General features: G+C 69.2%; 19 protein-coding genes. 15 read left to right on the forward strand and 4 right to left on the reverse strand.

What is annotated here, in order from left to right; all coding sequences use genetic code 11:
- Positions 1–53 precede the first annotated feature (53 nt).
- Positions 54–1,139, forward strand: coding sequence for a Gfo/Idh/MocA family protein (locus ACX1D0_RS14945; protein ID WP_459018787.1), 1,086 nt, complete (start codon positions 54–56; stop codon positions 1,137–1,139).
- Positions 1,140–1,164: 25 nt separating this feature from the next.
- Here ACX1D0_RS14945 and ACX1D0_RS14950 read toward each other — a convergent pair whose 3' ends face one another.
- Together ACX1D0_RS14950 and ACX1D0_RS14955 are read right to left on the reverse strand one after the other, a co-directional pair.
- Complete coding sequence (locus ACX1D0_RS14950) at positions 1,165–2,025, reverse strand: exodeoxyribonuclease III (protein WP_459018788.1); 861 nt, start codon at positions 2,023–2,025, stop codon at positions 1,165–1,167.
- Positions 2,026–2,035: 10 nt separating this feature from the next.
- The gene (locus tag ACX1D0_RS14955; RefSeq protein ID WP_459018789.1) at positions 2,036–2,485 is read right to left on the reverse strand and encodes an HIT family protein; all 450 of its coding nucleotides are present in this window, start codon (positions 2,483–2,485) and stop codon (positions 2,036–2,038) included.
- A gap of 152 nt (positions 2,486–2,637) precedes the next feature.
- Here ACX1D0_RS14955 and ACX1D0_RS14960 point away from each other — a divergent pair, with 152 nt between their 5' ends.
- From ACX1D0_RS14960 to ACX1D0_RS14985, 6 genes are all read left to right on the forward strand, one after another.
- Entirely contained in the window at positions 2,638–3,909 is a 1,272-nt protein-coding gene (locus tag ACX1D0_RS14960) for a hypothetical protein (protein ID WP_459018790.1), read from the forward strand.
- Between the two features lie 167 nt (positions 3,910–4,076).
- On the forward strand, positions 4,077–4,643 hold the full coding sequence (locus ACX1D0_RS14965; RefSeq protein ID WP_459018791.1) for a TetR/AcrR family transcriptional regulator: 567 nt from the start codon (positions 4,077–4,079) through the stop codon (positions 4,641–4,643).
- A gap of 14 nt (positions 4,644–4,657) precedes the next feature.
- Positions 4,658–7,066 (forward strand): glycoside hydrolase family 2 TIM barrel-domain containing protein, encoded by a 2,409-nt coding sequence (locus ACX1D0_RS14970; RefSeq protein WP_459018792.1) that lies wholly within the window; start codon positions 4,658–4,660, stop codon positions 7,064–7,066.
- 24 nt (positions 7,067–7,090) lie between these two features.
- On the forward strand, positions 7,091–8,377 hold the full coding sequence (locus ACX1D0_RS14975; RefSeq protein WP_459018793.1) for an MFS transporter: 1,287 nt from the start codon (positions 7,091–7,093) through the stop codon (positions 8,375–8,377).
- A gap of 91 nt (positions 8,378–8,468) precedes the next feature.
- Entirely contained in the window at positions 8,469–8,861 is a 393-nt protein-coding gene (locus ACX1D0_RS14980; RefSeq protein ID WP_459018794.1) for a DUF302 domain-containing protein, read from the forward strand.
- Positions 8,862–8,948: 87 nt separating this feature from the next.
- Positions 8,949–10,016 (forward strand): LacI family DNA-binding transcriptional regulator, encoded by a 1,068-nt coding sequence (locus ACX1D0_RS14985; protein ID WP_459018795.1) that lies wholly within the window; start codon positions 8,949–8,951, stop codon positions 10,014–10,016.
- On the opposite strand, the gene ACX1D0_RS14990 is transcribed toward ACX1D0_RS14985, so the two are convergent.
- Entirely contained in the window at positions 9,976–11,205 is a 1,230-nt protein-coding gene (locus tag ACX1D0_RS14990) for a glycoside hydrolase family 32 protein (protein ID WP_459018796.1), read from the reverse strand. The two genes, ACX1D0_RS14985 and ACX1D0_RS14990, sit on opposite strands and share 41 nt — an antisense overlap.
- 205 nt (positions 11,206–11,410) lie before the next feature.
- Here ACX1D0_RS14990 and ACX1D0_RS14995 point away from each other — a divergent pair, with 205 nt between their 5' ends.
- From ACX1D0_RS14995 to ACX1D0_RS15010, 4 genes are read left to right on the forward strand one after another with little or no spacing between them, the layout of a single operon-like run.
- A complete protein-coding gene (locus tag ACX1D0_RS14995; RefSeq protein WP_459018797.1) occupies positions 11,411–12,700 on the forward strand; it encodes a sugar ABC transporter substrate-binding protein in 1,290 nt (429 codons plus the stop codon).
- A 55-nt stretch (positions 12,701–12,755) separates the two neighbouring features.
- The gene (locus ACX1D0_RS15000) at positions 12,756–13,712 is read left to right on the forward strand and encodes a carbohydrate ABC transporter permease (protein ID WP_459018798.1); all 957 of its coding nucleotides are present in this window, start codon (positions 12,756–12,758) and stop codon (positions 13,710–13,712) included.
- Between the two features lies 1 nt (position 13,713).
- On the forward strand, positions 13,714–14,610 hold the full coding sequence (locus ACX1D0_RS15005; protein WP_459018799.1) for a carbohydrate ABC transporter permease: 897 nt from the start codon (positions 13,714–13,716) through the stop codon (positions 14,608–14,610).
- A gap of 4 nt (positions 14,611–14,614) precedes the next feature.
- Positions 14,615–15,550, forward strand: a complete 936-nt coding sequence (locus ACX1D0_RS15010; RefSeq protein ID WP_459018800.1) for a glycoside hydrolase family 68 protein — start codon at positions 14,615–14,617, stop codon at positions 15,548–15,550.
- Positions 15,551–15,619: 69 nt separating this feature from the next.
- Here the strand turns inward: ACX1D0_RS15010 and ACX1D0_RS15015 are convergent, their stop codons facing one another.
- Entirely contained in the window at positions 15,620–17,794 is a 2,175-nt protein-coding gene (locus ACX1D0_RS15015) for a heavy metal translocating P-type ATPase (protein WP_459018801.1), read from the reverse strand.
- Between the two features lie 113 nt (positions 17,795–17,907).
- Between ACX1D0_RS15015 and ACX1D0_RS15020 the strand changes: the two genes are divergently transcribed.
- The 4 genes from ACX1D0_RS15020 to ACX1D0_RS15035 all read left to right on the forward strand — a co-directional run bounded on the left by ACX1D0_RS15020 (position 17,908) and on the right by ACX1D0_RS15035 (position 21,904).
- Positions 17,908–19,392 (forward strand): multicopper oxidase family protein, encoded by a 1,485-nt coding sequence (locus ACX1D0_RS15020; protein ID WP_459018802.1) that lies wholly within the window; start codon positions 17,908–17,910, stop codon positions 19,390–19,392.
- A gap of 107 nt (positions 19,393–19,499) precedes the next feature.
- Positions 19,500–20,105: a CueP family metal-binding protein gene (locus ACX1D0_RS15025; protein ID WP_459018803.1), complete on the forward strand. Its 606-nt coding sequence runs from the start codon at positions 19,500–19,502 to the stop codon at positions 20,103–20,105.
- 107 nt (positions 20,106–20,212) lie between these two features.
- Entirely contained in the window at positions 20,213–20,629 is a 417-nt protein-coding gene (locus ACX1D0_RS15030; protein WP_459018804.1) for an ArsR/SmtB family transcription factor, read from the forward strand.
- Positions 20,630–20,641: 12 nt separating this feature from the next.
- On the forward strand, positions 20,642–21,904 hold the full coding sequence (locus tag ACX1D0_RS15035) for an MFS transporter (RefSeq protein WP_459018805.1): 1,263 nt from the start codon (positions 20,642–20,644) through the stop codon (positions 21,902–21,904).
- Positions 21,905–21,960: the final 56 nt, after the last annotated feature.

Raw genomic sequence — 21,960 nt, forward strand, 5'->3', positions numbered from 1 at the left:
CTCGACATCCTTCAGGACACCCACGTACGCACGATCGTTGAGAGGGGGATGCTATGGGCGAGCGCCACGGAATCGGAGTAGTCGGTCTGGGCGTCATCTCGGAGAAGTACCTGACCACGCTGAAAGAGGTGCCGCGCGTGCGTATCGTCGCCGCAGCGGACCTCGTCGTCAGCCGTGCCGAGGCGGTCGCGGGTCGGTTCGACGGCTGTCGGGCGCTGAGCGTCGAGGAACTGCTCACTGATCCCGAGGTCGACACGGTTCTCAACCTGACCATCCCCGCAGCCCACGCCGAGATCGCCCTAGCCGTCCTGCGGGCGGGTAAGAACGTCTACGGAGAGAAGCCGCTGGCCGCAACCGTCGCAGAGGGTCGCGAGATGCTGGCGGTCGCAGGCAGTGCCTGGGTTGGTGGGGCCCCGGACACTGTGCTGGGCACGGGGGTGCAGACGGCGCGCGCCGCCGTCGACGACGGGGTGATCGGTCGCCCACTCTCGGCGATGGCCACCTGGATTTCACCGGGCCACGAGGCGTGGCACCCGAACCCGGACTTCTACTACCTGAACGGTGGCGGGCCGCTCTATGACATGGGGCCCTATTACCTGACCACGCTGGTCCACCTGCTCGGCTGCGTGGTCGCCGTTCGCGGGGCTGCGTCGCGCCCCAGGGACACTCGTCGCATCGCCTCCGGGCCGCGGGCGGGTGAGTTGATCCCGGTCGAGGTGGCCACCCACGTGACCGGCATTCTCGAGCACGTGGGCGCGGCGCTCTCGTCGGTCGTGTTCAGTTTCGACGGTGCAGCCACGGTCGCGGCGCCCATCGAGGTCCATGGAGAGACCGGCACGCTGTCGGTGCCCGACCCCAACATGTTCGACGGCAGTGTCCTCCTCCGCCGTGCGGGCGACGCCGACTGGACTCCACTTGATCCGCTGGCCGGCTACGTGGGGGCCGAACGGGGAGTGGGGCTGCTTGACTGCATCGATGGCGGGCTCCGGAGCAGCGGTGGGCTGGCGTTGCATGTCCTCGAGATCATGGAGTCACTGCTCAAGTCCGCCGGAGTGGGGGAGCGCATCCCGCTCCACACCGTGGCCGAGCTTCGGTCGTTGGTCCCGCTGACCGAGCAGGATCGCTGGCGGAATCGCTAGCCCCGTCGCCGAGCGTCCGGGCCGGTCACTCCCTCGATTGCGGCAGCCTCGTCCGTCCGCCCCGCTTGGGGTTCGACGGCGGGGGCACGACGGGGCCGATGTCGCCGTCGGGGGCTTCGTCCAGGTCCACGATGACGGGGGCGTGATCGCTCGGGAGCTTGCCCTTGCGGGCGGCGCGGTCCACCCACGCGGCTTTGACACGGTCGGCCACCGGCCTCGACGCCAGTACAAGGTCGATCCGCATGCCCAGATCCTGGTGGAACATTCCGGCGCGATAGTCCCAGTACGAGAACAGGCGGTCGTGTTCGGGCCAGCGCGCGCGGACGACGTCGACCAGACCGAAGGCGGCGATCCGCTCGCGCTCGGGCGCCGTGACGTGGGTGTGGCCGACGTAGGCCGCAGGGTCGAACACGTCGGCGTCGGCGGGCGCGACGTTCATGTCCCCGCACAGCGCGACCTCCGCAGGCCCCGCTGCAACCGCCGCGGCGAGCGCGTCGAGCCAGTCGAGCTTGTAGGCGTAGTGGTCCGAGGCCACCTCGCGCCCGTTCGGGACGTAGAGGCTGTGGACCCGTACCCCGCCGCAGGTGGCGCTGATAGCTCGGGCCTCCGCCGCGCCCACGTAGTCCGGTTGGCCGGGGAAGTTGCGCTCGACCTCGGACAAGCCGACCCTGGACAGGAGCGCCACCCCGTTGAAACCGCCGGCCCCATGATGCGCCGCCTCGTAGCCGAGCTCGACCAGGGGGCCGGTGAACAGGTCCGAGAAGGCAGCGTCGGTCAGCTTGGTCTCCTGGAGGCAGACGACGTCGGGTCGGCGCTCCACGAGCCAAGGCAGCAGCCGCGGCAGCCGTTGCTTGGCGGAGTTGACGTTCCAGGTGGCGATCCTCACCCCCGCGAGGCTACCCGCCCGGTGCTTCCGTGTGTGCCGCGAGGGCCGCGCGCAGCCGTGCCGCGTACTCGGCCGCCTCGCCGTCGGCGTATCGGGTGCGGGGCCAGAAGAACCCGCGCAACCCGTCGCCCTTCGTGCGCGGGACCACGTGCACGTGCAGGTGAGGGACGGACTGGCTGACCACCGTGTTGACGGCGGTGAAGGTGCCCTGGGCGCCGAACGCCTCGACGACCTCGGACGCCACCCGCTGGACCACGCCGAACAGTGGCGCGACCAGTTCTGGCGGAAGGTCGATGAGGGTGGGGACGTGCGCCACCGGGCAGACCAGCACGTGGCCCTTGATCAACGGCCGGTGGTCGAGGAACGCGATCACGTGTGCGTCGCGGTAGACGATTTCCGCGGCCACCTCGCCCGCGACGATCCCGCACACCAGGTCATCGGTCTTCGGTGGATTCACCATGGCGCCATTCTGCAGGGTCGACCGGCTTCTATGGGCGCCCGATGCCAGGGCCGGAAGCGTGGGTTTCCCCGTGCCGCAGCACGACCGGTTCAGCGCCTCGCGATAGGGCTGCGTGATAATCTGAGGTTTTCGTCGATCGACCCGGGAGGAGCATGGTCCAGCCTGTCGGTCTATATGCCTGGGGCGGTCCGGGCACCATTCGGCTGCTCAACGTGAAGTACCGCTCACCGCGCATCGACGCGCACAGCTTCATGCGTCTCTACGAGCCCGACTATCTCGCGGATGCGCGTGCGAAACTCGGCGTCACGGATATGTGGGTGACGTATTCCTGGGGCTTCTCCGACGAGACGGAGGAGCCGGACCGACGCTATATCGTCGAGCGTCTGCGCGGCTTTCGCGAACAGGGCATCAGGACCCACGCCTACGTTCAAGGGCTGAACGTGGTGACGAGGGAATTCGTTGGCCAGGACGTGTTCTGCCGAGACGGTGCAGGACGCCTGCTCCCCTATAGCCGTGGCCGCTCGCTCACCTGCCCCAACAATCCCGCGGCTCGTCGGATCATCGTGGACCGGGTTCGTGCCGCGTGTCGTGAGGACTTCGACGGCGTGTTCCTGGACAACATCGTCTTCGGAATTCCGCCCTTCTTCGTCCGGCGCGACTACATCTCCTTCTTCGGCTGCTCGTGCCGGCACTGCGGCGCGGTCTTCGGTGCCCGGTACGGCTATTCGTTGCCTGCGCAGGAGAAGTGGGGCCACCGGGTCATCACTGATTATCTGGATTTCCGCAGTCGCAGCGTCATGGCGCTTCTGGAGGAGGTTGCAGAGGTCTGCCGAGAGCACGGCAAGAGCTTCGGGGTGAATCTCTATGATCCGTTCAAGCACACTGCAGACGTGTTCTTCGGATACCGTCTGGCGGATGTCTCCCCGCTGCTCGATTATCTGCTCATCGAGAATCACTCGCTCACTTTGTCGGGTATCAGCAATACCCATCTTTCGCCGCTGATGGACTACGGCAAACCGGTGTTCGTCGTCTCGTACCGCTATGGAATCGGTTTTGAGGGCGCCTACCGCCCGCAGGATCTGGACGTCATCTGGAGTGACGCCGCGGCGCTGGGCTATTCGCCGTGTCTGAAGGCGTCGGAGTTCACCACCCGGGGAACCTGGCACGCTTTGGATCTGGCGGAGGTGCGCCCCCCGTCGGTCTCGTCCCCGGCCCCCTGCGGCTCCTCGGTGACTACCCGGAGGCTCAGGGCCAGCTCGGTGGGGGAGCGCGTGGTGGCTCGTCTTGTCGAGCGCCGGTACGCCCAGATGGCCAGCGCGGCGTTCGAGAACGACGCTGTGGCGTATGTGCTGGCCAAGACCGGGTTCGCGCCGCGGTCCATGCGCCACGACCGGGCCTACCAGTTGGGCCGTTCCGGAGGATGACGGTGCAGGCGGGTGTGCGCGAGACGGTCGCTGAGCTCTCCGGCGGATCTGATCGCGACTACGCCGCCAGATCCGCCGGAGAGTGCCCGGCGGTGGAGGTAGCCGGAACGCATATACGTACGTTCTGATAAGCTGCGTCAGTCAACGACGGCCACGACGGGAGCAGCATGGAGCGCAGCACCGCGCGTCGGCACGACCCCGAGCGCAGGGACCGCATCATCGCCGCGACACTCGATCTGATCGCCGAGCACGGTGTCGCCGGCGCCACGTACCGCACCATCGCAGTCGCGGCGGACGTCCCCCTGGGCTCGATGACGTATCACTTCCCCAACCGCGACGATCTGATCTTCGCGGCCTTTGAGCGCTTCGCCGACGAGTCGTTCTCGCCACTCGACCGCGCCATGGATGCTTCCGGCGCAGATCCTCGAGAGGCGCTCACCCGCCTCGTGCTTGAGGATGACGACGACGCCCGGACCAAGATCCTCCTAGCCGAGCTCTACGTCCTGGCCTTCCGGCACCCCCGCTACGCCGACCTGATGCGCCAGTGGATGGGCCGGTCGCGCGACGCCATCGCCCGGCGGGTGGAGGGCATCAGCGCCCGCGTCGTCGACGCGATCCAGGAGGGCCTCGGCCTCCAGCGCTGGCTGGCGCCGGGTGAGGTCACCGAAGACGACGTCAGGCGCGTCTTCGCCGCACTGATCCCCGCCCCCGCCGACCCGCCGGTCGGCCCCTGACCAGGAGAAGACCCATGAGCGCGATCCCCTTCAATGACGGCTGGACCTATCGCCTTCCGCTCGGTCCCTTCGCCGCGGCCAACGGCGAAGCAGCCGAGCCGACCGCCGTCCGACTCCCGCACGACGCCCTCCGCGACGCCGACCGCAGCGCGGACGCGCCGGGCAAGGGCGCCGGGGCCTACCACTCCCACGGCGCCTTCAGCTACCTCAAGACCTTCGCCGTCCCGGAGGAGTGGCGCGGCCGGATCGTCCGCCTCGAGATCCAGGGCGCCTACCGTCGCGCCCAGGTCTTCCTGAACGACGAGTTCGCCGGCAACCGCGCCGACGGCTACGCCCGGTTCTTCGTCGACCTCACCCCCTACCTCCGCCACGGCGAGGACAACACGCTACGCATCGAGGTGCGCTCCGGCCAGGACTCCCGCTGGTACTCCGGCGCCGGCCTGCACCGTCCCGTCGTCCTCCATGTTGACCGGCCCTCCCATGTGGACCCCGACGGCGTCGCGGTGACGACGGTGCGTGTCGAGGACGACCAGGCGGTGGTCGACGTCGTCACGACCATCCGGAATGCCGGGCTGAGCACGGCAACCGTGTCGGTGGAGACCAGCCTGAGCGCTGCCGACGACGGCGAGGCCGAGCGCGACGCCACGCCGTCGACCCTTGCCCCAGGAGAAACCGCGCTGGTCCGGCAGCGGTTCTACGTCCAGCAGCCACGCCTGTGGAGCCCGGACCACCCGCACCTGTACAAGGCGCTGGTCTCGTTGGGCGAGGGGGAGGCCACGGAGGTGACCTTCGGCATCCGCACCGTCACCGTCGACCCCCGCAAGGGGCTGCGGATCAACGGCGAGTCCGTTCTGCTGCGGGGCGCCTGCATCCACTCCGACAACGGGCCGCTGGGCGCTGCCGCGATCGGGCGCGCGGACGAGCGGCGCATCGAACTGCTCAAGGAGGCCGGTTTCAACGCCATCCGCACGGCGCACAATCCCGCCTCGCCCGCGCTGCTCGATGCCTGCGACCGTCTCGGCGTGCTCGTCATGGACGAGGCCTTCGACATGTGGACGAAGTTCAAGACGCCCTACGACTACGCGGCGGAGTTTCCGCAGTGGTGGGCGGCGGACCTGGAGGCCATGGTGGCCAAGGACCGCAACCACCCGAGCGTGATCATGTACTCGATCGGCAACGAGATCGCCGAGGTGGGCACCCCTCACGGGGCGCGCTGGGCCCGGCGGATGGCCGAGCACGTCCGCTCCCTGGACCCGACCCGGCTGGTCACCAACGGCATCAACCCGTTCCTCGCCGTCATCGACGAGGTGCCGGCCATCGCCGAGGAGGCTGGCGGGCTCAACGAGATGATGGCCGCCGAGGGCGGGCCGTTCGCCGTCGTCAGCGCGAGCGAGTCGGCGAGCAGGCGCACCGCGGAGTCCAGCGCCCCACTCGACGTGCTCGGGCTCAACTACGCTGAGTCGCGGTACTCGATTGACGCCGAACTGTTCCCGCACCGCGTGATCGTCGGGTCCGAGACCTTCCCGTCGCAGATCGGCCGGCTGTGGCCGATGGTGGAGGCCGCCCCGAACGTGATCGGCGATTTCACGTGGACCGGCTGGGACTATCTCGGTGAGGTGGGCATCGGCGCGACGGCGTACGCGGAGGACCCGGAGGCCGTCGCAGGGCTGGAGCGCGAGTACCCGTACCTCACGGCGTGGTGCGGCGACCTCGACATCACCGGCTGGCGCCGCCCCGTGTCCTACTACCGCGAGATCGTCTTCGGGCTGCGCTCCGAGCCCTACGTCGCGGTCCAGCGACCGGAGCACCACGGCCACACGATCACCATGCAGTCGCCGTGGGGGTGGAGCGATTCGGTCTCGTCGTGGACGTGGCCGGGCTTCGAGGGGCAGCCGGTCGTCGTCGAGGTGTACGCCGACGCCGAGGAGGTGGCGCTGCTGCTCGACGGCGACGAGGTGGCCCGCGCGACCGTGGGGGAGGAACACCCGATGAGGGCCACCCTGGAGACTGTCTACGGGGCCGGCCAACTGACCGCGGTCGCGTACCGCGGTGGGGGTGAGGTTGGACGCACGAGCATGTCCACGGCGCGGACGGCTGCACGGCTGACAGCGACGGCGGACCGCGCGGAGCTGCGGGACGACGACGCCGACCTCGCGTTCGTCGCCATCGAACTGCGAGACGACGACGGGGTACTGGTCACGTCGGAGGAACGTGCGGTCACCGTCGAGGTGTCCGGCGCCGGCATCCTGGCCGGTATGTGCAGTGCGAACCCAAGAACTGAGGAGCGCTTCGACTCAGGCTCCTGGCGTACTTTCGACGGCCGTGCTCTCGCCGTCGTCCGTCCCAAGGGCGGTGGGGAGGTTGCGGTCAGGGTCGCAGCAGAAGGTCTGGAGCCGGTGGTCCTGACACTGACTGTGACCTGACGAACGAAGGGGCATAGTGGGCCCATGACGAGTGGGCAGGACGGGCTCTCCATCGCTGGCCACAGCGGTGGCAGGACCACCGAAGGGCTCGGGGAACTCGATCGAGCCCGGGTCCAACGCCGCACACTGCGTGTCGTCGTGGTCAGCCAACTGTTCGGCGGCGCCGGCTTGGCTTCCGGGATCACCGTCGGGTCGTTGCTCGCGCAGGACGTGCTCGGTTCAGACGCACTCGCCGGGGTGCCGATCGCCCTGTTCACCTTCGGTTCGGCGCTGACGGCGTACATCGTCGGGCGGACCACCCACCGGTGGGGGCGTCGGACCGGGCTCGGCCTCGGATTCGCTGCCGGTGGGCTGGGCGCCGTCGGCGTCGTGATCGGTGCGGTGACCGGCAACATCGCCCTGCTGTTCGCCTCCCTGTTCGTCTACGGCGCCGGGTCCGCCACCACTCTGCAGGCCCGCTACGCCGGCACCGACCTCGCGCTCCCCGAACGGCGCGGTGCCGCGGTGAGCGTCGCGATGGTGTCCACCACGCTCGGCGCCGTCGGGGGACCGATCCTCATCGAACCGCTGGGCCGACTCGCGACATCCCTGGGCATTCCGGCCCTCGCCGGACCGTTCATGCTCGCGGCCGTCGCCTACCTCGCGGCAGGCTGCGTGCTGGTCGTGATGTTGCGGCCGGACCCCTATCTTCTCGCCCGGGCGCTGGACGCGTCGGCAGCCGAGGCCTCCGGCACCCCGAACCGGGTGTCGCGTGTGCGGGTCGGGGTGTACGTCGGCGCGACGGTCATGGTGCTCACCATGACCGCGATGGTGGCTGTCATGACCATGACCCCTGTGCACATGCGCGCCCACGAGCACGGGCTGGGAGCCGTCGGCCTCGTGATCAGCCTGCACGTGGCAGCCATGTTCCTCCCGTCTCCACTCACGGGGATCCTGGTGGACCGGGTAGGGCGGACCCGGATGGCGGTGGCGGCAGGGGTGACGTTGCTGGCCGCCGGGTTGGTTGCCGCACTCTCCCCGCCCGATTCGCTCGGGTTCCTGATCCTGGCGCTGATCCTGCTCGGCCTCGGCTGGAACTTCGGGCTGATCTCGGGGACGGCGCTCGTCATCGAGGCCACCGACAAGGAGAACCGCGCCCGGGTGCAGGGGAGTATCGACGTACTCATCGCACTGGCGGGCGCGGGTGGCGGCGTGATGTCGGGCGTGGTGATGGCTGCCACCGACTACGCGTTCCTGTCGCTCCTGGGCGGGTTCCTCGCGCTGTTGCTGGTTCCCGTCCTGTACTGGGCGACGCTTCACCGGGATCGGTAGGAGTCGACGAGACAGGTGGGGCGAGGGCAGTCTCGGCAACTTCCTTCGCGCTGCCCCGGTGGGCGGCATGATGCACTCAGGAGGTTTACCCATGAACTACGCACTGCGCATCGACCTGGAACGCCCCTTCGACGTGGCCCTGGCCCAGATCAAGGAGTCGCTCGCCGAGAGCGGCTTCGGGATCCTCACCGAAATCGACTTGAAGAAGACGCTGAAGAGCAAGATCGACGTCGACATCGACGACCAGATCATCCTCGGCGCCTGCAACCCCCGCTTCGCGCACCGCGGACTCCAGGTGGAGCCGTCGCTGGGCCTGCTGCTCCCGTGCAACGTGGTGGTTCGGCACAGCGCGGGGGTCACGGTCGTGGAGACGATCGACCCGGAGACCATGGTCGCCCTCACCGGCAACCCGGAGATGGAGGCGATCGCCGACGAGGTGCGCAACGCCCTCAAGGCGGCTCTGGATCGCGTGGCCTCGGCCTGACCCCAGCGGACGCGGGGCCCTGCCGCGTTCAGTGTGCCGCCGATGGAGGGCGCCCGCGCTTGACACCGCGGCCGCCAAGGTGGCCCAATGGCAGGCATGGTCAGCCAGCCTCGTCGCCGGGTCCGCGCCGCCGACGTGGCCGCGGCGGCGGGAGTGTCGCCGACGGCGGTGTCCTTCGTGCTCAACGGTCGCGACGGCGGGAACATCTCGCCTGAGACCACGAAGCGCATCCTCGAGACGGCAGAGCGCCTGGGCTACGAGCCCCACCATGTCGCCCGGTCCCTGCGCAGCAACACCACTCACTCCGTGGGCCTGTTCACCGACGCCGTCGGCTCCCCGTTCGCCGGCCGCCTGCTGGCGGGGGCCAGCGACCAGGCAATCGCGCTCGGGCACGTGCTGCTGGTCATGGACCTCCACGCGGGGGAGGATGCGGAGACCCGGGCCATCAAGGAGCTGGAACGTCGCCAGGTGGATGCCCTCATCTACGCCAGCATGGGCTTCCAGGTCCTGAACCGCCCCCCGCGCGCCCATCTCCCCCTTGTCCTGGCCAACTGCACCAGCGAGCGCGACGACGAGCTGAGCGTCTACCCCGACGACGCCTACGGTGCCACCCAGGCACTCGAGCACCTGGCGGATCTCGGTCACCAGCGCGTCGTCATGCTGAGCGGCCATTGGGACCCCCTGGTCAAGGAGGACGCCGGCAACATCTCGGGCCCCATCCGTCGGGAGGCCTTCCTGGCCGCAGCTCGGCGTCGGGGCGTCGACGCATCGTACGTGGAGGCCGGCTGGCAGATCGACAGCGGCTACCACGCGGCGATGAAGGTCCTCGATCGTCCCGCCGGCGAGCGCCCGACGGCACTCTTCGCCATCACCGACCGGGTTGCAGTCGGCGCGATGCTCGCGGCGGCCCGCCTGGGGATCGCGGTGCCGGAGGACCTGTCGCTCGTCGGCTTCGACGATCAGGAGCAGATGGCCGAATGCACAGTGCCGCCCTTGACGACGATCGCGCTCCCGCATGCGCGCATGGGGGCGGAGGCGGTTGCCATGGCCATCGCCGCCGCAGCGGGCGAGCCGGTGGAGCACCCCCGGCGAGCCGTGCCCTGCGAACTGATTCTCAGGGAGTCGACGGCGCCACCTCGCACACCGCGACCGTGACGCCCTCCGGCGCGTCCAGCCGCCAGGGCGAATCGCTGCGCCATACGGCCGGCACGCCGTCACGGGGATAGACCTCCAGGACCGGACCGTCCACCCACACGTCGGCGCCCGAGTGGACTGCAACCCGCCCGAACTCGTCGTGGGTCAGGGTGGCGCCGTCGCCGTCGAAGCTCAGGCGTGCCTGCCACCCCCCCATGGTGGCGTGGCCCGAGACGAGGGGGCGCCGCGGCCCGCCCGCGAGGGCCTCCGCGGCCGCCGGATCCACTGAGCTGGAGACCAGGTCTCCGTGGAGGTGGAGCCGCCGGGGCAGGGTCATGCACCCGGCGTGGTCGATCACCGCGGGCTCCTGGTCCATCTGGCGGATCCAGCCCAGCAGCAGGGGCTGCCCGTCCGCCTCGGTGACCTGTGGCGCGTAGAAGTCGTGGCCGTCGTCGAGGACGTTCAGATGGTCGCCGGCGAACCGCGGGCGGCCGTCGACCAGAGCGACGTCGCCCACGACGGCCACCACCCGGCCGAGCACCCCGCGATGCTGCAGCGAGAGGATCAGCACCCAGCGGCCGTCCACCCGCACCAGCTGGGGGCACTCCCAGATGTCGGCGGGATCAGCTGCGGCGCACGCCGGATCCGACGGCGTGGCGAACAGGCCCTCGTAGGTCCAGGCCGTCTCGTCGTCGCGGTTGAACAGCAGCACCGCGGGGGAGCCGTCGCGCAGGCCGGCGCCGAGAAGCGCCCAGCGTCGGCCGTCGACCTCGAAGACGAAGGGGTCGCGCATGACGGCTATGCCGTCGGCATCAGGGGTTTCTGCGACGACGACGGGGTCACCCCAGGTGAGCAGATCGTCGGAGCCGTAACGCAGGCAGATCGTGCTGCGGTGCGACGCGTCCGCGATGGCGGAGTAGGCCACCGTCGGGCGGTCCCCTCCCGGGACGAAGCAGCCCGACCAGCAGCCGAACTCGTCCGGCCCGCCCGGGGTGGGGGAGAAGGCTATCGCGTGGTGCTGCCAGGTGGCGAGGTCGCGGGAGGTGGCGTGGCCCCACGCAATCGCCTCGTGCCAGGGGCCGGCCGGGTTGTGCTGGTAGAAGACGTGCCAGACGTCGCCCACCTTGGTCATGCCGTTGGGGTCGTTGAGCCAGCCGCCAGTGGCCGGGCGCAGGTGGTAGGTGCTGTGAACTGCTGTGGTCACGCTCATCACTCGGATCGATCCTAATTCGGTTTAGTTCGCCCGTGGGTCCAAACAGTCTGCGGGGGTGAAATGTCACAGAATGGTCACGGTCGAACGCTGGGGGTTGACAGAGGGCTCGTTCTCTACGCATAGTGTAGACACCTAATTCGATTTAGGGAACCTCAGGAACCGCACCGCCAACGCAGGCGGTCAGCACTTGGAAGGACCAGCAATGAAGCGCACAGGACGAGCACTCGCGGCCATGGCCATCGTCTCCGCCCTCGCACTCTCCGCCTGCGGGCAGGCGGGCCAGACCCCCGAGGGTGAAGGCGACGGACCCACGCAGGTCACGCTGTGGACCCACTCGGCCGGCAACCCTGCCGAGCTCGAGGTCTACAACCAGATCATGGCGGACTTCAACGAGTCCCAGGACGACTACGAGGTGGTCTCGGAATCGTTCCCGCAGGGCGCCTACAACGACGCCATCGTGGCAGCCGCAACCTCCGGCGACCTGCCCTGCCTCCTCGACATGGACGGCCCCATCGTCCCCAACTGGGCATGGGCCGGCTACATCCAGCCGCTGGGGATCTCGTCTGAGATCACCGACTCCCTGCTGCCCACCGCCGTCGGCATGTGGGAGGACGAGGTCTACTCCGCCGGCTACTGGGACGCCGCGCTGGCCATCTTCGCCCGAAAGTCGGTGCTCGAGGCCAACGGCATCCGCGTGGCCACCGTCGATCAGCCCTGGACCCAGGAGGAGTTCGACTCCGCGCTCACCACGCTCAAGGCCGCCGGCTACGAGACCCCGCTCGACATCGGCGCCGAGGATGCCGGCGAGTGGTGGCCCTACGCGTACTCGCCGATGCTGCAGAGTTTCGGTGGTGACCTGATCGATCGCTCCACCTTCCTCTCCGCAGACGGCGCCCTCAACGGCCCCGAGGCCGTGGCCTGGGGCGAGTGGTTCCAGGGCCTGTTCGAACAGGGCCTCGCCTCGAATACCGGCACCATCGGCAACGAGGAGTTCAACCGCGACGAGGTGGGCCTCAGCTACACCGGCGTGTGGAACGCGCTCGGCTCTATCGAGGCCGTCGGCGACGACCTCGTGATCCTGCCCCCGCCGGATCTCGGCCAGGGCCCGAAGATCGGCGGCGGCTCGTGGCAGTGGGGCATCTCCTCCGAGTGCTCCGGTGCGGCCCTCGACGGCGCCCGCGCCTACCTCGAGTTCTCGTTCGCGCCCGAGTACGTGGCGGCGTTCGCCGACAAGCAGATCGTCATTCCGGCCACCGAGGAAGGCACCGCGCTCAGCGAGTACTTCGGCGAGGAGGGCGTGCTGCGGCCGTTCACCGAGCTCACCCAGTTCGCGGTGCTGCGCCCGGAGACCCCGGCCTACGCGGTCATCTCCACCACCTTCACCACGGCCGCCATGGACATCATGAACGGCGCCGACGTCCAGACCACGCTGGATCAGGCGGTCAAGGACATCGACGCCGACATCGCCAACAACGACGGCTACGGCTTCTGATGCACTCCGGCCGGGGCCTCCGGGCCCCGGCCTTCCATCAACTGGAGGACCTGATATGACCACTCCTCAGTCGGTCGCGCCCGCGGCCGCCGTCCCGGCCGCCGAAACTCAAGCCGAAACGCCCGTCAAGCGCAAGCCCAAGCGCCAGGGCCACGGCGCCGCCTACGCGATGATCGCACCGGCAGCTCTGCTGCTGCTCATGTTCCTGATCATCCCCGTGGGGCTCGCGTTCGGCTTGTCGTTCACCAACGCCCGCCTCATCTCGCCCAACCCGCCCCGCTTCGTGGGCCTGGACAACTTCGTCCGCGCCTTCACAGCCGACCCCACCTTCATCCGGTCCCTGATCAACACGTTCCTGTTCGCCATCGTGGTCGTTCCGGTGCAGGCGGGTCTGGGGCTGGTGCTTGCGGTGCTGGTCAACCAGAAGCTTCGCGGCACCACGTTCTTCCGGATCGTGTTCTTCATCCCGGTGGTGACGTCGATCGTCGTGGTGTCCATCCTGTGGCGGTTCATGTACCAGCCCGACGGCATCATCAACTCGTTCATCGACATGCTCACCTTCGGGGCGTGGGAGAACATCGCCTGGCTGAACGAGCCGACCACCGCTCTGCCGGCCATCATCGTGCTGTCGATCTGGCAGGCGGTCGGCTTTCACATGATCATCTGGCTCTCCGGCCTCCAGACCATCCCTGAGGAGCTGTACGAGGCTGCCCGCATGGACGGCGCCGACGGCTGGCAGCAGTTCAAGAACGTGACCTGGCCCGGACTCCGGCCCACGATGATCTTCATCCTGGTCACCATCACCATCGCCGCGCTGGGCCTGTTCGTCCAGATCGACGTGATGACGCAGGGCGGCCCCGTCGACTCCACCACCACGCTCGTCTTCCACGCGGTCCGCCGCGGCTACCGTGAGCAGCAGACCGGCTACGGCGCCGCGATCTCGCTGATCTTCTTCGTCCTGGTGCTGATCATCGCGATGATCCAGCGCTTCCTGACCCGAGACAAGGACTGACATGGCCAAGACCGTTGGATTGGCGGCCGAGAAGCGCCGCCGCAAGATCCTGATCTACATCCCCATGGTGATCCTCGCGGTGATCTTCATGTTCCCGCTGATCTTCATGTTCGTCTCCAGCCTGAAGCCCGATGCCCAGATCCTCGCCGACGTCGACAACATCCGCGCGTTCCTCCCCGTCGGGGACATCTCGTTCAACAACTACTCCGACGTGTTCGACCGCGTGCCGTTCTGGCAGTTCCTCCTCAACTCGATCATCGTGACCGTGCTCATCGTCGGGCTCGGCCTGGTGGTCAACTCGCTGGCGGGGTTCGCGTTGTCGCGGATGGAGTGGAAGGGCCGCAAGCTGGTGCTGACGGTCGTCATCGCCACGCTCATCGTGCCGTTCGAGACCATCGCGGTGCCGATGGTCTACTGGGTCAGCAAGCTGCCGACGCTGGTGTGGGAAGGCGGGCTGCTCAAGTACGACTTCGGCTGGCTCAACACCTACGAGGTGATGATCGTCCCGTTCATCGCCAATGCGTTCTCCATCTTCCTGTTCACGCAGTACTTCTCCACCATCCCCGTCTCCATCGACGAGGCGGCCCGCATCGACGGCGCAGGCTGGTTCGGGATCTACTGGCGCATCATCGTGCCGCTGTCCGGCCCGGCGTTCGCCACCGTCGCGATCCTCACCTTCCTCCCGGCGTGGAACTCGTACCTGTGGCCGTTGATGGTGGTGCAACAGGAGTCGCTGCGGCCCGTCATGGTGGGCATGCAGTACTTCTTCCAGCTCAACACCGCCTGGGGCGAGGTGATGGCGTACACGTCGCTGATCACGCTGCCGGTGCTGCTGGTGTTCCTGGTGTTCCAGAGGGCGTTCGTCAGTTCGATCGCCTCCAGCGGCGTGAAGGGGTGATCCAGTGCTGAGACTTGCCGACCATTGGGTGTGGGACAGCTGGCCCGTCCGCGGCGACGACGGGGAGCACCACCTGTTCTTCCTGCGGGCGTCGCGGGCGTTGATCGACCCGGAACGGCGGCATCGTCGGGCCTCGATCGGTCACGCCCGGTCCTCTGATCTGGTGACGTGGGAGGTGCTGCCCGACGCGTTGGTGACCGCCGACGAGCCCGCCTGGGACGACGGCTCCACCTGGACCGGCTCCGTCGTGCAAGCAGACGACGGGACCTGGAGGCTGTTCTACACCGGGGTGTCGCGGGCGGAGGACTGGAAGGTGCAACGGGTGGGGGTCGCCGAATCAGACGACCTCATCACGTGGCGCCGACGGTTCGACCAGCCGGTCTGCGAGGCGGACCCTCGCTGGTACGAGAAGCTCTCGTCCGGTGACTGGTTCGACGAGGCCTGGCGTGACCCGTGGGTGCTCCGGGGCGACGACGGGCTCTGGCACATGCTGCTCACCGCCCGGGCCGCCTCGGGTGAGGCTGCCACGCGGTCCGTGATCGGGCACGCGGTGAGCGCGGACCTTGACTCGTGGGAGGTGCGTCCCCCCTTGTCGGCGCCTGCTGGCTGGGGGCAGATGGAGGTGCCGCAGGTGGTCGTCGTCGACGGCATGCCGTTCCTCGTCTTCTGCTGCTGGACCGACCTCGAGGACGACCGCCGTCGCGGCCAGGCCACCGGTGGGATGTGGTTCGCGCCGGGGGAGTCCCTCCTGGGATCGTGGGACCTCGAAGCGGCCGGCACCCTCGACCACCCGAGCCTCTACGCGGCCCGGCTAATCGAGAGGTCGCCTGAGGACTGGGTGATCGTCGGGTTCTCGGACAAGGTGGGCGGAGTGTTCCAGGGCGAGATCCTGGACCCGATCCCCGTGGTCCGGGAGGGGCGGGCCCTCCGCCTCGCCTGACGCACGAACACCTACGGCGGTGGATCTGGTCGCGACTACGCCGCCAGATCCACCGCCGTAGAGCGCGGGCTAACCAGCGCCCCGGGTGATGCGGTCGGGGTCGAGGTCCAGCCGGCGCAGAAGCTGCGCGTTGAGCGCCACGATGATCGTGGACAGCGACATCAGCACCGCCCCCGCAGCGGGGGACAGCACGACGCCGACGGGCGCCAACACACCGGCGGCCAGCGGCACCGCGACCACGTTGTACCCCGCAGCCCAGACCAGGTTCTGGATCATCTTGCGGTAGCTGGCCCGAGACAGGTCGATCATCGACAGCACCGCCCTCGGGTCGTTGCCCGCCAGCACCACGCCGGCAGACTCCATCGCGACGTCCGTGCCCGCGCCGATGGCGATCCCCACCTCGGCGCGCGCCAGGGCGGGGGCGTCGTTGACGCCGTCGCCCACCATCGCCACAGTCAGCCCGCGACCCTGCAGCTCCGTCACCTTGGTGTCCTTGTCCTGAGGCAGCACCTCGGCGAAGACCTCGTCGATGCCCAGCTCGGCGCCGACGGCGTCGGCCACCTGCCGAGCGTCGCCGGTGACCATCGCCACCCGCACGCCGCGATCCTGCAGCGCCTTGACCGCCGCCTTCGACTCCGCGCGCACCTTGTCCTCGACAGCGACCGCGCCGATGACCTCGCCGTCGCGGATCACGTGAAGCACGCCGGCCCCCCGCCCCGACCACGATTCCGTCTGTTCCGTGAGAGCCGACGGCGTCTCCAGCCCGAGCTCGCGCAGCAGGGTCGGCCCGCCCACCTGGATCAACGCGCCGTCGACGGTGGCCCGCACCCCGCGGCCGGTGGCGGCGGAGAAGTCGGTTCCGCGCCGTCGCATGCCCGAGGCCCTGGAGTGCCCGGCCGCGGCGGCGACGATCGCCCGCGCGACGGGGTGTTCGCTGTCGGCCTCAGCCGCCGCGGCGAACGAGAGCAGCTCCGCCTCCGAGGTCCCGGGAGCCGCCGCGACCCCCGTCACCGCGTGGGAGCCCTCGGTCAGCGTGCCGGTCTTGTCGAACAGCACCACGTCGATAGTGCGCATCCGCTCCAGCGCCATCCGGTCCTTGATCAACACGCCGCTCTTGGCGGCACGTTCGGTGGAGATCGCGATGACAAGGGGAATCGCCAGCCCGAGCGCGTGGGGGCAGGCGATCACCAGGACGGTGACGGTCCGCACCACGGCCTCGTCGGGGCGGCCCAGTAGCGTCCAGGCGATCGCTGTGAGGATGCCCGCGCCCAGCGCGAACCAGAACAGCAGCGCCGCGGCCCGGTCTGCCAGGGCCTGCGCGCGCGACGACGACTGTTGCGCGTCTGCCACCATCCGCTGGATTCCGGCCAGCGCGGTGTCGTCGCCGGTGGCGTCGACCCGTACCCGCACCGTGTTGTCCGTGGCGACGGTGCCTGCGACGACGCGCTGGCCCTCAGCACGCGCCACCGGCTGCGACTCACCGGTGATCATCGACTCGTCGAACTCCGCCGCGCCGTCGACGATGGTGCCGTCCGCCGGCACCCGGGCGCCCGCCCGGACGAGTGCCACGTCGTCGACCGCCAAGTCTGCGATCGGAATGACGACCGTCCCGTCGTCCGTCACCCGCTCCGCCTCGTTGGGCAGCAGTTCCGCCAATGCATCAAGCGCCGACGACGCAGCCCCGAGCGCCCGCATCTCCATCCAGTGGCCGAGCAACATGATGGTCACCAGCAGCGCCAGCTCCCACCAGAAGTCGAGCTCGAAGCCGCCGATGCCAAGCGTCGTCACCCAGGAGGCCCCGAACGCGACGGTGATGGCCAGCGAGATGAGCAGCATCATTCCCGGCTGCCGCGACTTCAGCTCGCGCCATCCGCCCTTGAGGAACGGGGCACCGCCGTAGGCGAAGATCATTGTGCCGAGGACGGGTGGGATCCACGTGGACCCTGGGAATTCGGGCAGGTGGTACCCGAGCAGGTGCGCCACCATCGGGCTGAAGATCACCACCGGGATGGTCAGAGCCAGGGACACCCAGAAGCGGTTCTTGAACATCGCCGTCGAATGCCCGGCGTGCTCGCCCTGTGAGTGGACCTGCTGGTCGTCGACGGCGGAGTGCGCGTGACCCTGGGGCATTGCCGGCCCATGGGTGGCGTGACCGATGTGCTTCTCGTCGACCACCACCCCGCCGCGGTCGGCGTGGCCGGCGTGCGGGTCGTGTGAGGCGTGGCGATCCTGGTGTGGCTCCATGACCCCGTTATATACCCCCGGGGGGTATTAATCAAGGCTCGGTGACCCGATCTTGACCGTTTCTTCATGGTCGCGCCCTGGGTTGCCGCGATTTCCCGGGGCAGGCTGGAGTCATGAGCGCACTGACTCGACGACACATCCTGCTCGGCGGAGCCGGCATCGCCGGCGCGGGGCTGCTTTCCGCGTGCACCGGACCGCCGCCCGGCGCGCCGTCCAGCCACGGCGGCACCCCCCCGGTCTACCCGACTCCTGCGCTCACGCCTGCGCCAGGGCGCGCCACTGTCGAGGCGGCGCTTCGCCCGCGACCGCTCACGCTCGACCTCGGCGGCGTCACCGCCAACACCTGGGGGTACGACGACGCCGGCCCGAGGGTCCTGCGAGGCACGGCCGGTGACCTGTTCCGTGTCGCCGTCGCCAATGAACTGCCCGCCTCCACCAGCGTGCACTGGCATGGGATCCGGCTCCACCACGCGGCCGACGGGGTCCCCGGCGTGTCACAGGACCCCATCGAGCCCGGGGCGGAGTTCCGGTACGAATTCGTGGCGCCCGACCCCGGCACCTACTTCTTCCACCCGCACTCCGGCGTGCAGTTGGACCGCGCGCTGTATGCGCCGCTCATCATCGACGACCCGGCCGAGCCTGGTGCCTACGACGACGAGTGGGTGATCGTCCTGGACGACTGGACCGACGGTGTGGGCCGCAACCCAGACGACATCGTCGAGGAGTTGGCCGCGGAGAACGGCTCGGTGTCCAGGGGGATGGGGATGGGGGGCCACGACATGGGAGGCATGCCCGGCGCCGGGTCCCCGCTCGGCGACGCGGGCGACATCGAGTACCCGCATTACCTCATCAACGGGCGCATTCCCGACGCGCCCGTGACGTTCGACGGCAAGCCTGGGCAGCGGATCCGGCTGCGGATCATCAACGCCGGCTCCGACACCATCTTCAGGCTGGCGCTCGGCGGCCACACGATGACCGTGACGCACTCCGACGGCTACGCCGTCGAGCCACGCGAGACCAGGGCGCTCTTTCTGGCGATGGGGGAGCGATACGACGCCCTCGTCACCCTGGGTGATGGCGCATTCCCGCTGGTGGCCAGGCCGGAGGGGAAGCGCGGGCTGGCGCTCGCCGTCGTGCGCACCGCGGCCGGGACCGCGCCCACCGCCGGCACGCCGGTGCCCGAGCTGGACGGCGACGCCCTGCTGGGCACACAGTTGCGTGCGGCGGAGGGGGCGCGGCTGGCGGACGGCGACGTCGACACCGCCTTCGACGTGGAGCTCAACGGCCAGATGGACCCGTACGGATGGGGCATCAACGGGCGCAAGTTCGGCGACCACGAGCCGTTCGAGGTGTCCGCCGGCCGCCGGGTGCGGATGACGATGACCAACATGACGATGATGGCCCACCCCATGCACATCCACGGCCACACGTGGGGGCTGCCGGCCAGCGGCGGGCTGCGGAAGGACACGGTGCTGGTGGCCCCCATGCAGACGATCGAGGCGGACCTACTCACCGACAACCCCGGGGAGTGGATGCTGCACTGTCACAACATCTACCACGCGGAAGTTGGCATGATGACGTCGATGCGCTACGTGTGAGCGGCCGTTCCTGACGCAACCTTGCCCCGTCCTCGACCGTGGCGGCGCGGATCTTGAGCCGCGGCGGACGAACTTGACAGAAATCACACACCATCTCAGGAGACACCATGCGCCCCTTCCGCCCGATTGCCCTCGTGGTCGTCCCGCTCGCCGCGGTCACCCTCTCGGCGTGTTCCGTGCCCGAGGCCGCCGAGTCTCCGCGCCCGTCGTCGACGGTGGCGAGCGTCGCAGCTGGGGATGCGGCCCCGCTTCTCGCCGCCCAAGGCCTGGAGGGGAAGAGCGGCCGCGAGGTGGTGGAGGCGCTCGACCAGCTCGACGCGCCACGCCCGCTGCCGCTGGCCGCATCCGTCCGCTACGACGAGGTGCTGCTCAGCGACGGCACCACAGAGGCCGCGATGCCGCTGGACGGTGACGGGTTCTACCTCTCCATGGCGCCGTACGAGACCACCACGCACGAGTGCTACTTCCACAACCTCGGCACGTGTCGCGGGGAGCTTGCCGACGAGGACGTGCACGTGACCATCACCACCGACGACGGCGAGGTCCTGGTCGACGAGGATGCCACGACGTACGCCAACGGGTTCGTGGGCTTCTGGATCCCGAAGGACGTCGAAGGCACCGTCGTCGTGACGAAGGACGGCCAGCGCGCGGAGAGTCGCTTCTCCTCCGACTCCGAAGGACCCACCTGCCTGACGACGCTGCAGCTGCTGTAGCTCCGTCGACGGCGGATCTGTCTGCCGGCTCTCGAGTCGACCCCGGGAGGTGGTGCCCGCCGCTTCGGGGGCGGGACTCCTGAGGCGGAATGTATTAGAATCTGCGTATGCATGCGGATAAGAAGACTCGCGACGTCCCCTCGGAGTTCGTCGACCTCGCCGCCGAGGTGCTCGGGCTGCTGTCGGACCCCACGCGGATCAGGCTCATCCTCGAGCTCGACGCCGCCACAGAGCTGTCTGTCGGCGAGATGGCCGAGGCCGTGGGCAAGAATCCGTCCGGGGTCTCGCAGCACCTGGCGCGCCTGCGGATGGCGCGCATGGTCACCACAAGGCAGGACGGCACGCGGGTGCTCTACAAACTCTCCGACGAACATGCGCTCCGCGTCATCCTGGAGGCGGTCAAGCAGGCCGAGCACTCCGTCGCCGCAGCTGGGCAGATGCCGCTCCACCACAGCGAGGCCGCCTTGCGGGGGGACCGTTCGGCGGCGGCCGCTGCACCGGACGCAGCCGGCCCGGTCGACTGAGGGGGTCCGAACATGCTCAGCGTTCTCCGCAACCGCACGTACCGGAACCTGTTCTCCGCCCAGGTGATCGCGCTTCTCGGCACCGGTCTGCTCACCGTGGCCCTGGGGTTGCTGGCGTTCGACGTCTCGCCCGGCAGTGCCGGCGCGGTGATGGGGCTTGCGATGACCATCAAGATGGTGGCCTACGTGGCCGTCGCCCCGGTGATGTCCGCCGTCGTCGCCCGGGTGCCGCGCAAGCCCCTCCTGATCACGGCCGATCTCGTCCGCGCCGGCGTCGCGCTGTGCCTGCCGTTCGTCAGCGAGGCGTGGCAGATCTACGCGCTGATCTTCCTGCTTCAGTCGGCGTCGGCCACGTTCACGCCAGCCTTCCAGGCCCTCATACCGACGGTGCTGCCCGCGGAGCGGGAGTACACGCTGGCGCTGTCGCTGTCGCGGCTGGCCTACGACATGGAGGCCCTCGTCAGCCCCATGATCGCTGCAGCCCTGCTCGCGGTGGTGGGGTACCAGGATCTCTTCGTCGGCACCGTTGTGGGCTTCATCGGCTCGGCGATCCTGGTTGCGTTCGCCCGGGTGCCGAGCGTCCGGCCGCCTGCCCCGGCGCCGTTCCTGGATCGCCTCACCAGCGGGACCCGGCACTTCTGGGCCAACCGGGAACTCCGCGGCCTGCTGGGGATCAACCTCGTCGTCGCGGCCACCACGGCGATGGTGATCGTCAACACCGTGGTGATCGTGCGCATGCACCTCGGGCGGGAACAGGGTGACCTGGCCGTCATGCTGGCTGCGTACGGCGCCGGATCGATGGTCGTGGCGTTGGCCGTGCCGCGGCTCCTCGACCGGCTGCCAGATCGTCGGGTGATGCTGGTGGGTGCGTCGGTCCTCCCCGTGGGGCTGGGGGCGGCTGCCGTGGTGCTCGCCTGGGTCGACGGCGGCCTCGCCTGGCCGCTGCTGCTCGGGCTCTGGTTCGTGATCGGGGCCGCGACTTCAGCAGTGCTCACGCCGTCGTCGCGGCTCCTGCGTAGGAACTCGACGGAGCAGACCTGCCCCGCGGTGTTCGCCGCTCAGTTCTCGCTCTCGCACGCGTGCTTCCTCGTCACCTATCCGCTCGCGGGGCTACTGGGGGCCCAGCTGGGGTTGCCGGGTGTGGCGGCGGTGTTGGTGGGTGTGGCGCTGGTCGGCCTGGGGTGGGCGCGTGGGGCGTGGACGGCGGTGCGTGTCCCGGGCGAGCGTTCCTCCACCGAGGGTCACGTACTATCGACGCGTGAGAGAAGGCCATAGTCCTTTGCCCTCAGGGGCCGCCCAGAAGTCGCCGAACCCCCCGACGGGGGTGAGGG

This window comes from Tessaracoccus pujii, from assembly GCF_054483895.1.

What these genes read in the sequence shown, in the direction of transcription:
- ACX1D0_RS14945 (WP_459018787.1), top strand. Translation starts at nt 54, where the DNA reads ATGGGCGAGCGCCACGGAATCGGAGTAGTCGGTCTGGGCGTCATCTCG.
- ACX1D0_RS14955 (WP_459018789.1), bottom strand. Translation starts at nt 2,485, where the DNA reads ATGGTGAATCCACCGAAGACCGATGACCTGGTGTGCGGGATCGTCGCG.
- ACX1D0_RS14960 (WP_459018790.1), top strand. Translation starts at nt 2,638, where the DNA reads ATGGTCCAGCCTGTCGGTCTATATGCCTGGGGCGGTCCGGGCACCATT.
- ACX1D0_RS14965 (WP_459018791.1), top strand. Translation starts at nt 4,077, where the DNA reads ATGGAGCGCAGCACCGCGCGTCGGCACGACCCCGAGCGCAGGGACCGC.
- ACX1D0_RS14970 (WP_459018792.1), top strand. Translation starts at nt 4,658, where the DNA reads ATGAGCGCGATCCCCTTCAATGACGGCTGGACCTATCGCCTTCCGCTC.
- ACX1D0_RS14975 (WP_459018793.1), top strand. Translation starts at nt 7,091, where the DNA reads ATGACGAGTGGGCAGGACGGGCTCTCCATCGCTGGCCACAGCGGTGGC.
- ACX1D0_RS14980 (WP_459018794.1), top strand. Translation starts at nt 8,469, where the DNA reads ATGAACTACGCACTGCGCATCGACCTGGAACGCCCCTTCGACGTGGCC.
- ACX1D0_RS14985 (WP_459018795.1), top strand. Translation starts at nt 8,949, where the DNA reads ATGGCAGGCATGGTCAGCCAGCCTCGTCGCCGGGTCCGCGCCGCCGAC.
- ACX1D0_RS14990 (WP_459018796.1), bottom strand. Translation starts at nt 11,205, where the DNA reads ATGAGCGTGACCACAGCAGTTCACAGCACCTACCACCTGCGCCCGGCC.
- ACX1D0_RS14995 (WP_459018797.1), top strand. Translation starts at nt 11,411, where the DNA reads ATGAAGCGCACAGGACGAGCACTCGCGGCCATGGCCATCGTCTCCGCC.
- ACX1D0_RS15000 (WP_459018798.1), top strand. Translation starts at nt 12,756, where the DNA reads ATGACCACTCCTCAGTCGGTCGCGCCCGCGGCCGCCGTCCCGGCCGCC.
- ACX1D0_RS15005 (WP_459018799.1), top strand. Translation starts at nt 13,714, where the DNA reads ATGGCCAAGACCGTTGGATTGGCGGCCGAGAAGCGCCGCCGCAAGATC.
- ACX1D0_RS15015 (WP_459018801.1), bottom strand. Translation starts at nt 17,794, where the DNA reads ATGGAGCCACACCAGGATCGCCACGCCTCACACGACCCGCACGCCGGC.
- ACX1D0_RS15020 (WP_459018802.1), top strand. Translation starts at nt 17,908, where the DNA reads ATGAGCGCACTGACTCGACGACACATCCTGCTCGGCGGAGCCGGCATC.
- ACX1D0_RS15025 (WP_459018803.1), top strand. Translation starts at nt 19,500, where the DNA reads ATGCGCCCCTTCCGCCCGATTGCCCTCGTGGTCGTCCCGCTCGCCGCG.
- ACX1D0_RS15030 (WP_459018804.1), top strand. Translation starts at nt 20,213, where the DNA reads ATGCATGCGGATAAGAAGACTCGCGACGTCCCCTCGGAGTTCGTCGAC.
- ACX1D0_RS15035 (WP_459018805.1), top strand. Translation starts at nt 20,642, where the DNA reads ATGCTCAGCGTTCTCCGCAACCGCACGTACCGGAACCTGTTCTCCGCC.